This is a genomic window from Paraconexibacter sp. AEG42_29 (assembly GCF_040581415.1).
Taxonomy (GTDB): domain Bacteria; phylum Actinomycetota; class Thermoleophilia; order Solirubrobacterales; family Solirubrobacteraceae; genus Paraconexibacter.
The window spans coordinates 4,028,861-4,043,014 of sequence record NZ_CP114014.1 but is presented as its reverse complement, the minus strand read 5'-3'; the positions used below and the strand labels follow the sequence as shown (position 1 = coordinate 4,043,014).

The 14,154-nt window shown below is 73.0% G+C and carries 17 protein-coding genes; 6 read left to right on the top strand and 11 right to left on the bottom strand.

What is annotated here, in order from left to right:
• The first annotated feature begins 46 nt into the window (after positions 1-46).
• The 3 genes from DSM112329_RS19620 (at position 47) to DSM112329_RS19610 (ending at position 2,529) form a co-directional block, all read left to right on the top strand.
• Positions 47-466, top strand: a complete 420-nt coding sequence (locus tag DSM112329_RS19620) for a CNNM domain-containing protein (protein WP_354698251.1) — start codon at positions 47-49, stop codon at positions 464-466.
• Positions 445-1,362 (top strand): hemolysin family protein, encoded by a 918-nt coding sequence (locus DSM112329_RS19615; protein ID WP_354698250.1) that lies wholly within the window; start codon positions 445-447, stop codon positions 1,360-1,362. The genes DSM112329_RS19620 and DSM112329_RS19615 overlap by 22 nt, the downstream gene beginning before the upstream one ends.
• A 381-nt stretch (positions 1,363-1,743) precedes the next feature.
• On the top strand, positions 1,744-2,529 hold the full coding sequence (locus DSM112329_RS19610) for a hypothetical protein (RefSeq protein WP_354698249.1): 786 nt from the start codon (positions 1,744-1,746) through the stop codon (positions 2,527-2,529).
• Positions 2,530-2,544: 15 nt separating this feature from the next.
• Here the strand turns inward: DSM112329_RS19610 and DSM112329_RS19605 are convergent, their stop codons facing one another.
• The 7 genes from DSM112329_RS19605 to xseA form a co-directional block, all read right to left on the bottom strand.
• Positions 2,545-3,219, bottom strand: coding sequence for a DUF3159 domain-containing protein (locus tag DSM112329_RS19605; RefSeq protein WP_354698248.1), 675 nt, complete (start codon positions 3,217-3,219; stop codon positions 2,545-2,547).
• Between the two features lie 88 nt (positions 3,220-3,307).
• Positions 3,308-4,102 (bottom strand): 3-hydroxyacyl-CoA dehydrogenase family protein, encoded by a 795-nt coding sequence (locus DSM112329_RS19600; RefSeq protein WP_354698247.1) that lies wholly within the window; start codon positions 4,100-4,102, stop codon positions 3,308-3,310.
• Positions 4,103-4,172: 70 nt separating this feature from the next.
• Positions 4,173-5,534 (bottom strand): M20/M25/M40 family metallo-hydrolase, encoded by a 1,362-nt coding sequence (locus DSM112329_RS19595; RefSeq protein ID WP_354698246.1) that lies wholly within the window; start codon positions 5,532-5,534, stop codon positions 4,173-4,175.
• Between the two features lie 3 nt (positions 5,535-5,537).
• A complete protein-coding gene (locus DSM112329_RS19590) occupies positions 5,538-6,092 on the bottom strand; it encodes a thioesterase family protein (protein WP_354698245.1) in 555 nt (184 codons plus the stop codon).
• Positions 6,089-7,159 (bottom strand): hypothetical protein, encoded by a 1,071-nt coding sequence (locus DSM112329_RS19585; RefSeq protein WP_354698244.1) that lies wholly within the window; start codon positions 7,157-7,159, stop codon positions 6,089-6,091. Before DSM112329_RS19585 ends, DSM112329_RS19590 begins: the two co-directional genes overlap by 4 nt.
• 9 nt (positions 7,160-7,168) lie before the next feature.
• Positions 7,169-7,435 (bottom strand): exodeoxyribonuclease VII small subunit, encoded by a 267-nt coding sequence (gene xseB / locus DSM112329_RS19580; RefSeq protein WP_354698243.1) that lies wholly within the window; start codon positions 7,433-7,435, stop codon positions 7,169-7,171.
• A complete protein-coding gene (xseA, locus tag DSM112329_RS19575; RefSeq protein WP_354698242.1) occupies positions 7,432-8,787 on the bottom strand; it encodes an exodeoxyribonuclease VII large subunit in 1,356 nt (451 codons plus the stop codon). The genes xseB and xseA overlap by 4 nt, the downstream gene beginning before the upstream one ends.
• Before the next feature lie 65 nt (positions 8,788-8,852).
• Between xseA and DSM112329_RS19570 the strand changes: the two genes are divergently transcribed.
• Entirely contained in the window at positions 8,853-10,121 is a 1,269-nt protein-coding gene (locus tag DSM112329_RS19570; RefSeq protein WP_354698241.1) for a glycoside hydrolase TIM-barrel-like domain-containing protein, read from the top strand.
• 39 nt (positions 10,122-10,160) lie between these two features.
• On the opposite strand, the gene DSM112329_RS19565 is transcribed toward DSM112329_RS19570, so the two are convergent.
• Entirely contained in the window at positions 10,161-10,475 is a 315-nt protein-coding gene (locus DSM112329_RS19565; RefSeq protein ID WP_354698240.1) for a hypothetical protein, read from the bottom strand.
• Between the two features lie 13 nt (positions 10,476-10,488).
• On the bottom strand, positions 10,489-11,715 hold the full coding sequence (locus DSM112329_RS19560; RefSeq protein ID WP_354698239.1) for a hypothetical protein: 1,227 nt from the start codon (positions 11,713-11,715) through the stop codon (positions 10,489-10,491).
• A gap of 105 nt (positions 11,716-11,820) precedes the next feature.
• Here DSM112329_RS19560 and DSM112329_RS19555 point away from each other — a divergent pair, with 105 nt between their 5' ends.
• Both DSM112329_RS19555 and DSM112329_RS19550 read left to right on the top strand, forming a co-directional pair.
• Positions 11,821-12,618 carry a PspA/IM30 family protein gene (locus tag DSM112329_RS19555; protein ID WP_354698238.1) on the top strand — a complete coding sequence of 266 codons (798 nt, stop codon included), beginning with the start codon at positions 11,821-11,823 and terminating at the stop codon, positions 12,616-12,618.
• Positions 12,615-12,911: a hypothetical protein gene (locus DSM112329_RS19550; protein WP_354698237.1), complete on the top strand. Its 297-nt coding sequence runs from the start codon at positions 12,615-12,617 to the stop codon at positions 12,909-12,911. Before DSM112329_RS19555 ends, DSM112329_RS19550 begins: the two co-directional genes overlap by 4 nt.
• A gap of 94 nt (positions 12,912-13,005) precedes the next feature.
• Here the strand turns inward: DSM112329_RS19550 and DSM112329_RS19545 are convergent, their stop codons facing one another.
• Positions 13,006-13,446 (bottom strand): hypothetical protein, encoded by a 441-nt coding sequence (locus DSM112329_RS19545; RefSeq protein WP_354698236.1) that lies wholly within the window; start codon positions 13,444-13,446, stop codon positions 13,006-13,008.
• 84 nt (positions 13,447-13,530) lie between these two features.
• On the bottom strand, positions 13,531-14,103 hold the full coding sequence (locus DSM112329_RS19540) for a hypothetical protein (RefSeq protein WP_354698235.1): 573 nt from the start codon (positions 14,101-14,103) through the stop codon (positions 13,531-13,533).
• Between the last annotated feature and the right edge of the window lie 51 nt (positions 14,104-14,154).

Here is a 14,154-nt window from a genome sequence, read left to right as displayed (position 1 = left end):
GGCGACAGCCCGGACCCTCCGACCTCCGGCCTGACGGACGCCTGCCATGAGCGCGCTTCTGCTCTTGGCCGTCCTGGTGCTGGTCCTGATCAACGGGTTCTTCGTCGCGGCCGAGTTCGCGCTGGTCCGCTGCCGCCGCGGGAAGCTCGAGGAGCTCGTCGAGGACGGCAACGCCTCGGCCCGGCGGGTGATCCACCTGCTGGACGACCTCAGCCAGTACCTCTCCGCCTGCCAGTTCGGCATCACGCTCGCGTCGCTCGGCATCGGCTTCCTCGGCGAGCCGGCGATTGCGGAGCTCGTGGAGCCGGCGTTCGGCGGCCTCTCGCACGGCTTCTCCGTCGCCCTCTCGATCCTGATCGCGTACATCATCGTCACCGCCGTCCACATCACGGTCGGCGAGCAGGTCCCGAAGATCTACTCGATCGTCAAGGCGGAGCGGACGCCATGGTCGTCGCGCGGCCGCTGATCATCTTCACGAAGGTCATGCGCCCGTTCATCACGGCGCTGAACGGCACGTCGAACGGGATGCTGCGGATGGTCCGCATCGACCCGGACACGGCGATGGAGGAGGGGGCGACGCCCGAGGAGCTGCGCATCATGATCGGCCAGGCCCGCGCCGGCGGCCAGCTCGACGCCGGCGAGGCCGGGATGCTGCACGGCGTCTTCCACCTGCACGAGCAGGAGGCCCGCCAGGTCATGACCCCGATCCCGGCGGTCATCACGGTCGACACGAGCGAGGACGTCGAGACGGCGCTCCGGCGCTGCGTGTCCTCCGGCCACACGCGGCTGCTGGTCACCGAGGACGAGAACCAGGACCGCGTCCGCGGCATCGTCCACTCGAACTCCCTCGCCCGCGCCCTGATGGCCGAAGGGCCGACCGCGTCCATCGAGCCGCTGGTGACCGACGCGCCGATCGTGCCCGAGACCAAGCCGCTCGACGACCTCCTGGCCGACCTGCAGCGCACGCGCTCGTCGATGGCGGTCGTGGTCGACGAGTACGGCCGCGTGGCCGGGATCGTGTCCGTGGAGGACATCATCGAGGAGGTCGTCGGCGAGATCGACGACGAGACCGATCCGGCGGGCGGCGAGATCCGGCGGCTGGCCAACGGCGACTGGTTCGTCCGCGGGCACGTCGCGATCTCCGACCTCGAGGACCACGGCCTGGAGCTCCCGGTCGACACCGACGCCTACAACTCCGTCGGCGGCTTCGTGTTCGCCGAGCTGGGGCGGCTGCCCAAGCGCGGCGACTCGGTCAACGCGAACGGCTACACGATCCGGGTGGAGTCGGTGCGGGAGAACCGCATCGAGGCCGTGCGCATCCGGGAGAGCCGCCTGCCCGGCTCGACGGCCGACCCCTCCTGACGGACGCCGACGCGCCAAGACGATTTCGGCGCAAGTTTGGGCGGGGGACGGCGTTCCAGCTCTTGTCCGGCCGCCGGTGGGACGGCGGACGGGCTGCAGGAACCACCTCGCCGATCGGTGGGACGACGGTGAGGGAACAGCAGTGGTGGACCGGGGTGGGTCCGCCCAACGTGCGGGGACGGCCGGCTCGTGAAGACGAGTCGGCCGTTCCGCTTCTTAAAGCAACCGGCCCGCTTGCGCGGGCCGGTCGTGCTTCTGGGAGGAGGTGCACTTGCGAGGTACGTTCGCAAGGGGAAGTATCCGCGCGTTTTCTGAATCCGGCCTAAAAAACCCGGCCGGGTAGGCTCCCGCCGATGCACGGGAACCGGGGCTGAGCACGCGATGGACCCGGTCGCCATAGGGCTGGGCGCGGCCGTCTGCGTGCTCGTGGCGGTGCTCGCCTCGCAGCTGGACCCGCCGGGCCGGAGCAGCGACCCGAGCATGGTCTGGGAGGCAGGCGTGGCCGTCGGCTTCGGCGCGGTCGTGGTGGCCGGGCCGTTCTGGCTGGCGCAGGGGGTGCTGACCCTGCTGGCGATGCTCGACGACGGCGGCGCACCGGCGTGGGGGCTGTGGCTCTGGTGGTTCGTGGCGCCCGTGGTCGGCTGGTCCCCCGGGGCCTCGGTGGTCCGGGGCGTGCGGCGGGCCCGGCCGGCGCGCGAGCCGGACCTGCACGCCGTGGCCGCCGCGGTGCAGCAGGCGGCGATCGCCGCCTGGGCGGACCTCGCCGCCCCGCCGGGCTGGGAGCTGCGGCGCACCCCGCCACTGCCTGCGAGCTGGCCACCGGCCCCGGGGGGGGCGGCGGTCTGGCTCTGCTACGCGGAGCGCGACGACACGCCGGCGGCGATCGAAGTGGCGGCGCCCTGGGCCCGGATCACGCTGCCGGCCGATGCGGTCGTCCCGACGGTCGAGCGTCTGGAGGCGGGCGTCCACCCGCTCGGCCTGCAGGGGATCCGCCCACTGGCCCCCGAGGACGTGGCGCGGCCGCTTCCGGGCGGGGGAGCGCTGCTGGGCGCGCTGCGGGCCGGCGACCCGGACGGCCGGCTGGCCGCGGCGCTGGTCGAGTGGCGCGGCCGCAGCGGCCTCGTCGCCCGCCACCCTGCGGTGGCGCCGCACCTTCCACCGGGCTGACCCTGCCGCGATCCGCTACCGCACGAGGCTGGCGGCGGCGTCCGGGTCCTCGTCGCCGGAGTCCCCGGGGCCGCCTGGGGTACCCGGGTCGCTGTCCCCGGGCGTGTCTCCGTCCGCCTGATCGCCGATCGCGTGATGGTCACGGATCAACAGCCACGTGAGCCAGATCCCGATCCCGAAGAGCGGCAGGCCCATCGCCGTTCGTGCCACGCCCAGCAGCGTGACCGCCCCGGCGAGGTACAGCGGCAGCTGGACGGCGAGCCGCGTGAGGAACAGCCCCACCCAGAGCCAACTGGCGCGGGTGTAGATCCGCAGCTGCACCGGGTCCTCGCGCCACGCCTTGCCGCCGCCGCTGAGCCCGCTCACGATCAGGCCGATGAGCGGCCGGCGGATCAGGATCGACACGAGGTACGCGCCGGCGTACGCGGCGTTGATCAGCAGCCCCGGGAGGAAGAAGTTCTCGGCCTTGCCGGTCCGCGTGGCGATGAACGCGGCCAGGCCGACGCCGACCAGTCCGGTCAGCGTGTACTGCGGGGTCTCGCGGCGCGCGATCCGCGCGATCGCCAGGACGATCGCCACGGCGACCGCGGCGATGGCCGAGGCCTCGAGGTTCTGACCCGTGACCGTGTAGGCGGCGACGAACGCGACGGGGGGGACCGAGGACTCGATCGTCCCCCGCACGCCGCCCATGGCGTCGGCCAGCGCCGCGGCCGTGGGCGGGACCTGCTCCTCCGGGTCGCGCGGCTCCGGGACGTCCGGTCCGCGCTCGGCTGAGGGGTCAGTCGTAGGTATAGAAGCCCTTCCCGGACTTCTTGCCCAGGGACCCGATGGCGACCAGGTCATGGATGCGGTGCGGCACGTGCACGCCGATAGCCTCGCCGATCGCGGACGAGACGTCGAGGCCGACGTAGTCCAGCAACGCCAGCGGGCCCATGGGGTGCCCGGCGCCGAGCTTCATGCACGTGTCGATCGCCTCGGGCTTCAGGCCGGACGTCTCCATCAGGTCGACGGCGCTGAACAGGTACGGGAACAGCAGGCGGTTGACGACGAAGCCGGCGATGTCCGGGACCTCGACGGCCTTCTTGCCCAGCAGCTCGCATAGGTCGCGCGCCCGGGCGCGGATCGCGTCGGTCGTGTCATCGGAGTAGGCGAGCTCGACGAGCTCCATCCGCGTGACCGGGTTGAAGACGTGGAGGCCGACGAACCGCTCCGGGACCCCGGCGGCGGAGGCCAGGACGTGGACGCTGAGCGACGACGTGGTCGTGCACAGCATCGTGTCGTCGCCCGACAGCTCGGCGAGCTGCTTGAGCAGCGGCGCCTTGGCCTCGAGGTCCTCGGAGATCGCCTCGACGATCGCCGTGGCGCCGGCGAGCTCCGCCAGGTCGGTCACGATCCGGACGCGGGCGCCGTCGACGCCCTCCATGCGGCTCGTGAGCTTGTCGATGGCCGCGCGGGCGCGGGCCGCGGAAGCGTCCGAGCGGGCCCAGAGGACGACGTCCCCGTGGCCGGCGGCCGTGGCGGCGAAGCCGGTGGCGATGGCGCCGCTTCCGGCGATGGCAATGGTCTCCTGCATGGCGGGCATCCAAGCAAACGCTGGCGTTCATTGCGGTGCGCCTCATTCGGGCGCGCCGCTCGTCACGGTGTCAGGCGCGGTTCCCCGACCCGAGCCGGCGCAGCAGGAGGGCCTCGGCGAGCGTGGCATGCTCGAGCTCCGTGAGGTTGACGGACTCGTCCGCCGAGTGGATCCGGGCAGCGTCGTCGCTGGCCCCCCAGAGCACGATCTCGGCGTCGGGGAACGCGGTCGCGAGCGTGACGCAGAGCGGGATGGCACCCCCGGAGCCGACCTTGACCGACGGCTTGCCGTAGGCCTCGAGCAGCGCCTGCTCGGCGGCGGCCGCGGCGGCGCCGTCCTCGGCCAGCACCGCGCCGCTGGCGGCCTCGAGCGTCGTGCAGCTGAGCTGTGCGCCCCACGGGACGTGGGCCTCGAGGTGGCGGATGATCGCCTGCTGGGCGGCCACCGGGTCCTCGTCGGGGGCCAGGCGTGCGCTGATGCGGGCGCGGGCGACCGGGACAAGGGCGTTCGCGGCGCCCTGGATCGGCTGCACGTCGAGGCCGATCGCGGTGAGGGACGGCCGCATGTACAGGTGGTCGGCGAGCGTGCCGGACCCGATCATCGCGACGCCGTCGGCGACCGCGGCCGACGCGCGCACCTCGGCCTCGTCGACCGGGCGACCCTGCCAGTCGTGCTGCTTGAGGCCGTCGACGACGACGTTGCCCGCGTCGTCGTGCAGGCTCGCGAGCAGTCGGGCGAGGGCGAGCAGCGCGTCCGGGACCGGCCCGCCGAAGAGGCCGCTGTGCACCGGTCCGCCCGCCAGCGTGCGGACCTCGACGTCCAGGACGCAGATCCCGCGCAGGGTGGTCGTGAGCGTAGGCTCGCCGACCTTCCAGTTCCCGCTGTCGGCGACCACGATGACGTCGGCGGCGAACCGGTCCGGATCGGCGGTGATCGCCTTCTCGAAGGTCCCGCGGCCCGTCTCCTCCTCGCCCTCGATGATGACCTTGATCGTGACGGGGAGCTCCGCGTCGCCCGCCAGGAGCGCCCGCAGCGCGCCGGCGTGCAGGACGATGCCGCACTTGTCGTCCGCGGCGCCGCGGCCGTAGAGGCGCCCGTCGCGCTCGGTCAGCTCGAACGGCGGGCTGGTCCAGGCGGACTCGTCGCCGGCCGGCTGCACGTCGTAGTGGGCGTACAGGAGGACGGTGGGCGCGCCCTCGGGCCCGGGCAGCTCGCCGAAGACCGCCGACGGGGCGCCGGGGATCTCGAGCAGCTCGGCGGAGTGCAGCCCGGCGTCGCGCAGGATCTCCAGCGTCGCCTGGGCGGCCTCGGCGACCGGCTCGGTGGGGAAGCCGGGAAAGGCGACGGACGGGATGGCCACGAGGCGGGCGAGGTCGTCGCGGAGCCCCGGCAGCAGGTCGCGGACGACCGCCGGCAGATCGGTCGGGGTCATGGGTCAGGCCTCCAGGTTGGGCAGGGGGTCGCGCGGGGCGGGCGGCGGCGTCGGGGTGGGGGGCGCCGGCGGAGCCGGCTGCGACGGATGCTCGTGCAGGTCGCTCAGGGCGTCGATCTCGCTGTCGGCGGCCCCGGCACGGCGCAGTGCGGCGACCAGCTCGTCGGCCAGCGGGGCCGCGCGACCCGCGGCGTAGTCGTAGCCGACGAGCGCGCCCCAGCCCTCCGCGAGCAGCCGGCCGTCCCCTTCGGCGACCATGCGGAACGCCATCCGGAAACTCGACCGGCGCAGCGCGAACGGCCGGATCCAGGTGCGGATGGTCTCCTCGTAGAAGGCGGGCGCGCGGTAGTTGATGTGCGCCTCGGCGAAGATCACGCCGAAGCCGTCGGACTCCGCGACGTCCCGCCCCGGGACGAGCGAGGCGACGTACGCGATCCGCGCGTCCTCGAAGAACTGCAGGTAGACGACGTTGTTCAGGTGCCGGTTCGCGTCGAGGTCGCCGTACCGGATCGTGTCCAGGAACGAGAACGGCCAGCGGTCGACCGAGCCGGGTCTCACGCGTCGGACCCCCAGCGGAAGCCCGTCGGCTGGCAGGCGGCCGGGAGCGGGCTGGACTCGAGGCCGTCGGCCGGCTCGGGGTCGTTGTAACCGCCGGGCGCGACGTCGTTCGGGCCGTCCGCGTGGAAGATCGACGCCAGGTACTGGATCTGCCCGCGGCCGCACCCGAGCTCGAACTGGCCGCCGCCGTACATGCGGATCCCGTGGGCTTCGCAGAAGTCGTACGTGTCGAAGACCGACTGCACCCCGCCGACCCGCGAGGGCTTCACGTTGACCATCTTCGGCTGCGGCTGGAGCGCCTTGATGTCGGCGATCGAGTGGATGATCGCGTCCCATGTGATGCGGTCCTGGACGGCGTCCAGCAGGGGCAGCACGCGCGGGTCGTCGTGCGGGTCCTCGAGCCAGGCGTCCGGGAACGCGGCGAGCAGCCGCTCGTACTGGTCGGGGTCGGCGGCGACGTCGACGATCGAGCCGACGTAACGGCCCTTCAGGTCCAGTGACTCGACGGCGCCGGTCGCGGCGACCTCGGCGATCAGGTCCGGCGTCCACTCGTTCGTGGGGTCGAGCTTGAACTGCAGGTCCGGGTAGCGGTCCAGGCGCGAGCGCAGCGGCGCGAGGGTCGGCGGCTCGCCGAGGCGGAGGGAGACGACGAACCGGACCGGCTGCGGGGTGCGCCCCAGGACCTCGTGCAGCGGCCGGCCGGCCTGGCGCAGCGCGAGGTCGAGCGCCGCCGAGTCGTAGGCCCAGAGCCGGTACAGGACGGACGCGTCGTGCCGGGCGGGCTCCGGCCACAGCTCGAGGGTCCGCACGTGGTCGGCGAAGGTGGCCAGCGTCCACTCGCCCGCGAGCGGCAGCGTCGGGCCGGTGCGCTGCAGCGCGTCCTGGTCCTCGGCGTCGTAGCTGACGTCCTCGCCGATCCCGTCCGTCCCGCCGCCCTGCAGGCGGATGACGGTGGAGACGCGGGTGAAGTCCGACGAGACGTCCCGCTCGAGGCGCTCGAGGGCGTAGTCCTCGATGGTCAGGGGCAGGTCGGCCACGCGGGACCAGAGCGAGGATTCGGTGGGCACGACCCGATCCTACTGTCGGCCTTGGGGCGCAGCCCCGGCCTCGAGTCGCGCCACCAGCTCGTCGAGCCTGAGCTCCTGTAGCCCCTGTCCCACGGCGTCGAGCTCCGCCGCGCAGTACTCCACCAGCGTGCGGCCCTCGCGGCACAGGTCGAGCGTCTCGCGCAGGCCGGAGTCGCCGGAGTCCAGGCGACGGATGATCTGCTCCAGGCGGGCCGTTGCCTCCTCGTAGGAGGCGGGCGCGGCCCCCGGGGGTGCGGCGGCGTGCTGCTCGGTCATGGCGTGGGCTCCGTGTGCGGCGTGGGGTCATGGGTGGCCGCGGGGTCGACCGTGGCGTCGACGTGGTCGTCGTGGAAGGCGAGGCGGACGCGGCCGGCGTGCCGCGCGTCGGCGGCGCTGGTGATGACGCCGCCGTCGTCGTCCTCGACCATCGCGTAGCCCCGCTCGAGCACGCGGCCCGGGTCGTGGGCGGTGAGCGCGGACGCGAGGGCATCGAGGCGGGCGCGGCGGGCAGCCTGCTCCGCGCCCTGCCCGGCCGCGGCCTTGCGCTCGAGGACGAGGCCGGCCCGCGCCGTGCGCTCGGCGCGCCGCGCCCGGCCGCGGGTGGCGCTGGCGCGGATCTCCCGTAGCCACTGGTGCAGCTGCCGGCGATGGCGCGCGACGTGGTCGGCGGGGGCGCGCGCCAGGCGCTCCAGCGTCCGGGCCCGCTCGACGACCGCACGGCGGCCGTGCGTCTGCAGCCGGACCGCCGCCTGCCGGGTCGCGGCGCGCGCCTCGCCGCAGTGGACGGGAACGGCGGCCTCGGCTGCATGGGTCGGGGTCGAGCACGCGTGGGCGGCCACGTCGTCGATCAGCGGCCGGTCGGTGTGATGGCCGACGGACGCGATCACGGGGACGGGCAACAGCGCGACGGTCCGGCAGAGCGTCTCGTCGCTGAACGCCATCAGGTCGGAGAGCGACCCGCCGCCCCGGGCGACGACGATCACCTGGACCTCCCCGGTCGCGGCCAGGTCCTGCAGCGCCCGGCCGATCCGCGGTGCGGCGTGGCGATCCTGCACCGGGGCGAACGCCCAGACGAGCCGGCCCTGCCAGCCGCGGCGGGCGAGGCCCGCGAGGACGTCGTCGCGCGCCTTGCCACCCTCGCCGGTCACGACGCCGATGGTGTGGGGGAGGGCGGCCCGTGGCAGCCGCTTCTGCGGCTCCAGCAGCCCCTCGGCCGCGAGCCGCCGCCGCAGCTGCTCGATCTGGGCGAGCAGGTCGCCCTCGCCGGCGACCCGCAGCGCGGTGACGTGGAAGGAGAACGACGGTGAGGAGGTCCGCGTCCCGGGGTAGTAGTCGGGCCCGCCCGCAGCGACGACCTGCGTCCCGTCGGCCAGGACGCCGCCGGGCAGCGCCATCCGGTCGAAGTCGGTGCACCACATCGAGCACGGCAGCGCGCCGTCCGCGTCCCGGAGCTCGAAGTAGACCTTCGTCTTGGACCGCCGCACGCCCACGGCCTCCCCGACGAGCTGCAGCCGTGCGCGCTTGCGCAGCTCGGCCTGGAGCTTGCGGGCGTAGGCACCCACGCCGAACGGCCCGGGCAGCCGGCTGCCCGGGATGCCGGCGGGGGTGTCGGCACGGACGTCGGCCATCGGCCTGCGACATTAGAGACTCGGCGCGACGGCTCCGGGACGCGCGATACCTTTGGGCCGGTCCCATGGTCCGCCGCCTGTCCCTCACCGCCGTCCTCGTCGCGGTCCTCCTCACCGCCACCGCGCAGGGTGCCGGCGCGCGGACGATCACCCCGCTGCCGGCCCAGTGGCAGAAGGGCGTCACGGTCAGCGCCTACTGGTGGCAGGACCTGTCGGGCAAGCCGTTCCTGCAGTGGCTCGGCCGGGCGCGGACCAGCGTCCGGGCGCGGGAGGTCACCTTCGTGATGACCGGCTACCAGTACTGGGGCAACCTCCAGCGCAGCGACCAGCTGAACGCGACCGAGATCCACACGTCGTTCGGGTCGAAGAAGCTCTGCAAGGGGAAGTCGGGCCGCGACTTCCGCTTCTGCAAGACCCCGGACCTGAAGGCGCTCGCCGCCGCCGTCCGCCGTGCGCACGCGCTCGGTCTGCGGGTCGTCGTCCGGCCCCAGGTCGACGTGGGCCGGATCGCGTCCCAGAGCACCGACCGCGACCGGATCAACCTCCCCGACGACCAGGCCCCGAAGTGGTTCGACAGCTACAAGGCGATGCTCAGCCGCTACGCCCGCGTCGCGCGCGACACCGGCGCCGAGGGCCTGGTGATCGGCGCCGGGCTGTCCGGCATGACCGACACCGAGAGCGACCGCGAGCAGTGGCGCGGGATCGTCGAGCAGCTCCGCTCGGGCGCCCTGATGGGCGACGACAAGGGCTACAAGGGCGAGCTGACGTATGCGGCGCAGTGGGACTCGGTCGTCGAGGACGCGAACACGCCCCTGACCAAGCCGTTCTTCTGGGACCTGCTCGACGCGATCTCGATCGACGCCTACTTCCCGGTGGCGGACGGGTCGGCCGGCGGCAACCCCACGGTCGACGCGCTGAAGGCGGGGTGGACGACGACGGCGTTCGGCGGGCTGCCGAAGCCGCCCGTGGAGCTCGTCCGCGCGCTGCAGGCGAAGTACGCGAAGCCCGTCCGCTTCACGCTCGGCTACCTCAGCCAGACCGGGGCCGCGACGTTCCCCGAGAAGTCGGCGTTCGACAACGCGAAGTCGGGCGGCAGGCCGTCACGCTCGCCGCAGGCGCGCGCGGTGCAGGCCGCGTTCGACGTCTGGTCGGACGTCGCGTCCGCCGGCTGGTTCAACGGGATCTCCTGGTGGGAGTGGCCCGCCAGTGGACGTGGCGGCGCCAACGACGCCTCGTTCTCCCTGCAGGGCAAGAGCGCCGAGGTCGAGGTCTGCCTGCGGCACGCCGGCTTCGTCACGAAGTCGTGCAAGCCCTCCAAGGGCGCGAAGAAGTAGCTCGCCCCAGCGGCGCCGGGCGGGCGCCCGGCCGGCGGACTAGTGACCGGGACCGGCGTGCGCGGCGGCCTCGGCGGCGGCCACGTCGTCCACCGAGGCGAGCGGGCGGATGGCCGGCTCGTGGGCGGTGCCGCGGACCTCGCCCGAGAAGCCGAGCGCCGTCAGGCGCGCGATCTCGTGCTCGCCGAGCAGCCGGGCCGGGTCGTCCGCCGCGAGCCCGCGGATCAGCCGCGCGATGCGGCCGCGGATCTGCAGCGCGAAGTGCGGCGTCGAGGCGCCCATGAGCTTGCGGACGTCGTCGACGGTGACGACGTGGTCCGGGCTGCGGCGGGCGGGGTTCTCGGCTTCGCTCATGGCCGGTGGGATTCTATTGGGCGGGCTCGGTGCCGGCGCTCTTGTCCGTGATCGGGAGGCTCTCGAGCTGGGTGTCCACGGCGGCCTGCAGCTGCGGCGAGATCGCCTTGGTGTCCCCGATCAGCCAGGCGTGGTTGTAGAAGCCGCGCGCGGCGTTCATGTCGAAGCCGGGCTGGATGTCCTTCAGGTACCCGCCGAGCGGCCCGTCGAGGGCCAGCGAGGAGGACAGCAGCAGCGCCGGGCCGTAGGTCCCGCTGGCGGACAGCGGCGCCGCGGCGGCCGCCGTGGCGGGGTCGGCCGTGGCGGGGATCAGCACCATGCCGTGGCCCGGGGTGGTGGCGCCCCAGCCGAAGTCGCCGTCGGCGTAGACGGCGAACCCGATCGAGTTCGCGACCGGGTCCTGGCCGCCGACGCGGTGATAGGTCCCGAGCTTGCGGATCTGGCGCGTGACCTTCGGCGAGATCACGCTGCTCGGGCCGAGCACGTAGATGGTCGGCTTGCGGTGGGACTTGATCGCGGCGATCGTGTCCGGCGGCGCCTTGTCCTTGTGCGTGAAGAGGATCGTGTCGCCCGAGGCGGCCGCCCAGGCGGCGGCGGGGGCGGCGAACTTCGGGTCGTCGGCCGACACGAGCATGATCCGCGACGTCGGGGCGCCGCGGGCGGCGGTCACGAACGCGTCGATCTTGCGGGCCAGGGCGAACGCGTTGGCCGGCTTGGCCTGGATGTCCGTCGTGCGCAGCAGGCCCGGCTTGGCGGTCGTCCCGACCCGGATGACCTGGGCGCCGCCGGCGGCCTTCGACCCCGCCGGGCTCAGGACCGACAGCGCCTTTGACGTCGCCCCCGGGATCGACGTCCCCTTGGTGAACAGCGTGGGCGACCGCAGCGGCGCGGCGTAGAGCGACGACGCCGCGAGCGCGGCGCGCCAGTCCCCCGCGTCGACGAGCGTGACCGAGGAGGGCCGGTCGGCCGGACGCGTGCCCGGGAAGACGATCTGGCTGACCGCGGCGGCGTCCGCGACGGGGTCGGCGCCCGCCACGCGGGTGGTGTTCTTGGTGGCCAGCGTCGGGAAGCCGAGGTCGGCCGCCGCGTCGGGTGCGTCGCCGCGGGCACTGGACTTCGTGCCTTTCGCGTTGCCCTGGTCGGCTGACTGTGGCCGCCCGCAGCCGGCCGCACCGAGCGCGAGGGCGGCGGCGAGGACGAGCGCCAGGGGGCGGGCAGGCAGAGATGAAGGGACCGTCATAGGCGCGCTGACCTTAGCCGGAAAGCCCTGCGTGCTGCGCTGGGCGGGGGCCCGGGGCACGCTAGGCTGCCAGCACACGTTCCCCAGCAGACTTCAGGAGGCCCGATGGCCGGTCAGTCCGGACGTTTCACCACCATCATCAAGGCGAAGATCAGCAGGATGCTCGACAAGGCCGAGGATCCGGGCGAGACGCTCGACTACGGGTACCAGAAGCAGCTCGAGTCCCTGCAGAACGTCAAGAAGGGCATCGCCGACGTGGTGACGGCGAAGAAGCGCCTGCAGATGCAGGCCAGCAAGATTGAGCAGTCGGTGGTCAAGCTCGACACGCAGGCGCGTCAGGCGCTGGCCGCGGGCAACGAGGCCCTGGCCCGCACCGCGCTGGAGCGCAAGAACGTCGCCCAGACCGAGCTGCAGTCGCTCGACCAGCAGGTCGCGGAGCTCGAGTCCCAGCAGGAGAAGCTCATCGCCTCCGAGCAGAAGCTGCGGCAGAAGGTCGAGGCCTTCCGCACCAAGAAGGAGGTCATCAAGGCGCAGTACTCCGCCGCCGAGGCCCAGGTGCGCATCAGCGAGGCGGCCAGCGGCGTCGGCGAGCAGATGGCCGACGTCGGCATGGCCATGCAGCGTGCGGTCGACAAGACCGAGGAGATGCGGGCCCGCGCCGACGCGGTCGGCGAGCTCGAGGCGGCCGGTGTCCTCGGCGACATCACGGCGCTCGGCGAGGGCGGCGGGGACGACATCGACCGCCAGCTCGCGCAGCTTTCGTCGGGCTCGATGGTCGACGACGACCTCGCGAAGATGAAGGCCGAGCTCGGCATCGCGTCGGCCCCCGCCCAGGGCGAGCTCGCCGGTGGCGAGTCCGCGCCCGCCGCCGACCCGCTCAAGAAGCAGGAAGGCACCGCATGATCGTCCGGATCTTCTCCGAGACGCAGTACCGGCTCGACGAGAGCCATCATGCGAAGCTCGACGAGCTCGACGACGTGATCGTCGCGGCGGTCGACGCGGACGACGAGGACAAGTTCCATGAGTCGTTCGAGGAGCTGCTGGACTACGTGCGCAAGAACGGCGCCGCGCTCGGGGACGACGAGCTCGAGGCGTCGGACTTCATCCTGCCGCCGGCGGACCTGTCGTTCGCCGAGGCGGCCGAGGAGTTCACCGGCGAGGGCCTGATCCCGGACCCGCCGGCGGCGACCGCCTGACTGATCAGCGGCCGGCTTACGCCGGCCGCCAGTTCGGCCTCCGCTTCTACGCCGGCTTACGCCGGCCGCCAGTTCGGCGGGTCGGCCTCCGCTTCTACGCCGGCTTACGCCGGCCGCCGAACCGGGCGAACTTCGCGGCGAGGGCGTCGATGTTGTCGATCGACGTGTTCAGGGAGTCGACGCTTGCGCCCATCGTCTTGACGCCGTCGTTCATGTCGACGACGGAGTCCCCGATCAGGTGCAGGCGCGTGTTGAGGTCGCGGATGCCCTCGAGCTCGCCGATGACCTCGGCCAGGTCGGCGCGCATGCCGCGCATCTCGCGCTCCATGGCGGTCACGCCGTCCGCCATGTCGTCGAGGTGGTCCAGCGTGCGCTGCAGTCGCGTGATGGCGGTCCCCACGATGGCGACCGCGCGGGCCGGCGCCAGGACGATCGTCGCCGTCGTGGAGACGACCTCCGTGACGATCCCGGCAGCGATGTCGATCGGCGCGGAGACGACCTCACGCACCGTCGGTTGACGCGGTTGAACACTCATGACCCGACATGAGCATGGCAGGTTCGACGGGGCAGCACGCATTTTCGGACACGCCGTCCGTGCCCGGTCCTGACGCGCGTCAGATCAGATGGGCGTGCCCCAAAGCGGGAACCAGCGCTCCAGTTCGGGTTCGAACGGCAGCTCGCCGGTCAGCTGAGCCTTCAGCTGCAGCTCGCGCTCGTTCGACCGCTGCTGCGCGCCGCCGGCCGGGACGAACGGGTACCAGCCGCCGCGCTTGAAGTTGTAGATGAAGTAGATCGCGGCGTCGGAGGCGTCCTGGAAGGCGAAGACGGCGCACAGGAGGCGGTCGCTGTAGCCGCCGCTGGTCAGCGAGTCGTTCACCGCGTTGATGGCGACCGCGAGGTCCTCGACGTCCGGGTCGTGCAGCTCGAACCAGCGGTAGCCGAACGTGTCCTCGCTGGTGGCGACGGTCGTCCCCGTCTCCTGGCCGGTCGCGCGGACCAGCTCCTCGACGTCGGCTGCGATCTGCTGGAAGTCGCCGGTCGCCAGCGGCTGGAAGACGACGGCGGCGGACCCGCGCGGCCGGATGTCGTGCCCAGTCTCGAGCGTGATCGCCGCCGTCGTGATCGCGAACAGCCGGTCCGGCGCGTTCTTGGTGGCCTTGCGCTTGCCGAGCAGTGCGTCGAGGAAGCCCATGGCAGGAGCCTAGATGGGTGTTCCCGTGACCTCGGGTCCCGCCGTTCTCCC

Bases quoted from the DNA above. Each gene is read 5' to 3' on its own strand.
- DSM112329_RS19610 (WP_354698249.1), top strand. From the start codon at position 1,744: ATGGACCCGGTCGCCATAGGGCTGGGCGCGGCCGTCTGCGTGCTCGTG.
- DSM112329_RS19570 (WP_354698241.1), top strand. From the start codon at position 8,853: ATGGTCCGCCGCCTGTCCCTCACCGCCGTCCTCGTCGCGGTCCTCCTC.
- DSM112329_RS19615 (WP_354698250.1), top strand. From the start codon at position 445: ATGGTCGTCGCGCGGCCGCTGATCATCTTCACGAAGGTCATGCGCCCG.
- DSM112329_RS19555 (WP_354698238.1), top strand. From the start codon at position 11,821: ATGGCCGGTCAGTCCGGACGTTTCACCACCATCATCAAGGCGAAGATC.
- DSM112329_RS19540 (WP_354698235.1), bottom strand. From the start codon at position 14,103: ATGGGCTTCCTCGACGCACTGCTCGGCAAGCGCAAGGCCACCAAGAAC.
- DSM112329_RS19620 (WP_354698251.1), top strand. From the start codon at position 47: ATGAGCGCGCTTCTGCTCTTGGCCGTCCTGGTGCTGGTCCTGATCAAC.
- xseB (WP_354698243.1), bottom strand. From the start codon at position 7,435: ATGACCGAGCAGCACGCCGCCGCACCCCCGGGGGCCGCGCCCGCCTCC.
- DSM112329_RS19595 (WP_354698246.1), bottom strand. From the start codon at position 5,534: ATGACCCCGACCGATCTGCCGGCGGTCGTCCGCGACCTGCTGCCGGGG.
- DSM112329_RS19545 (WP_354698236.1), bottom strand. From the start codon at position 13,446: ATGAGTGTTCAACCGCGTCAACCGACGGTGCGTGAGGTCGTCTCCGCG.
- DSM112329_RS19560 (WP_354698239.1), bottom strand. From the start codon at position 11,715: ATGACGGTCCCTTCATCTCTGCCTGCCCGCCCCCTGGCGCTCGTCCTC.
- xseA (WP_354698242.1), bottom strand. From the start codon at position 8,787: ATGGCCGACGTCCGTGCCGACACCCCCGCCGGCATCCCGGGCAGCCGG.
- DSM112329_RS19600 (WP_354698247.1), bottom strand. From the start codon at position 4,102: ATGCAGGAGACCATTGCCATCGCCGGAAGCGGCGCCATCGCCACCGGC.
- DSM112329_RS19550 (WP_354698237.1), top strand. From the start codon at position 12,615: ATGATCGTCCGGATCTTCTCCGAGACGCAGTACCGGCTCGACGAGAGC.
- DSM112329_RS19565 (WP_354698240.1), bottom strand. From the start codon at position 10,475: ATGAGCGAAGCCGAGAACCCCGCCCGCCGCAGCCCGGACCACGTCGTC.
- DSM112329_RS19605 (WP_354698248.1), bottom strand. From the start codon at position 3,219: ATGGGCGGCGTGCGGGGGACGATCGAGTCCTCGGTCCCCCCCGTCGCG.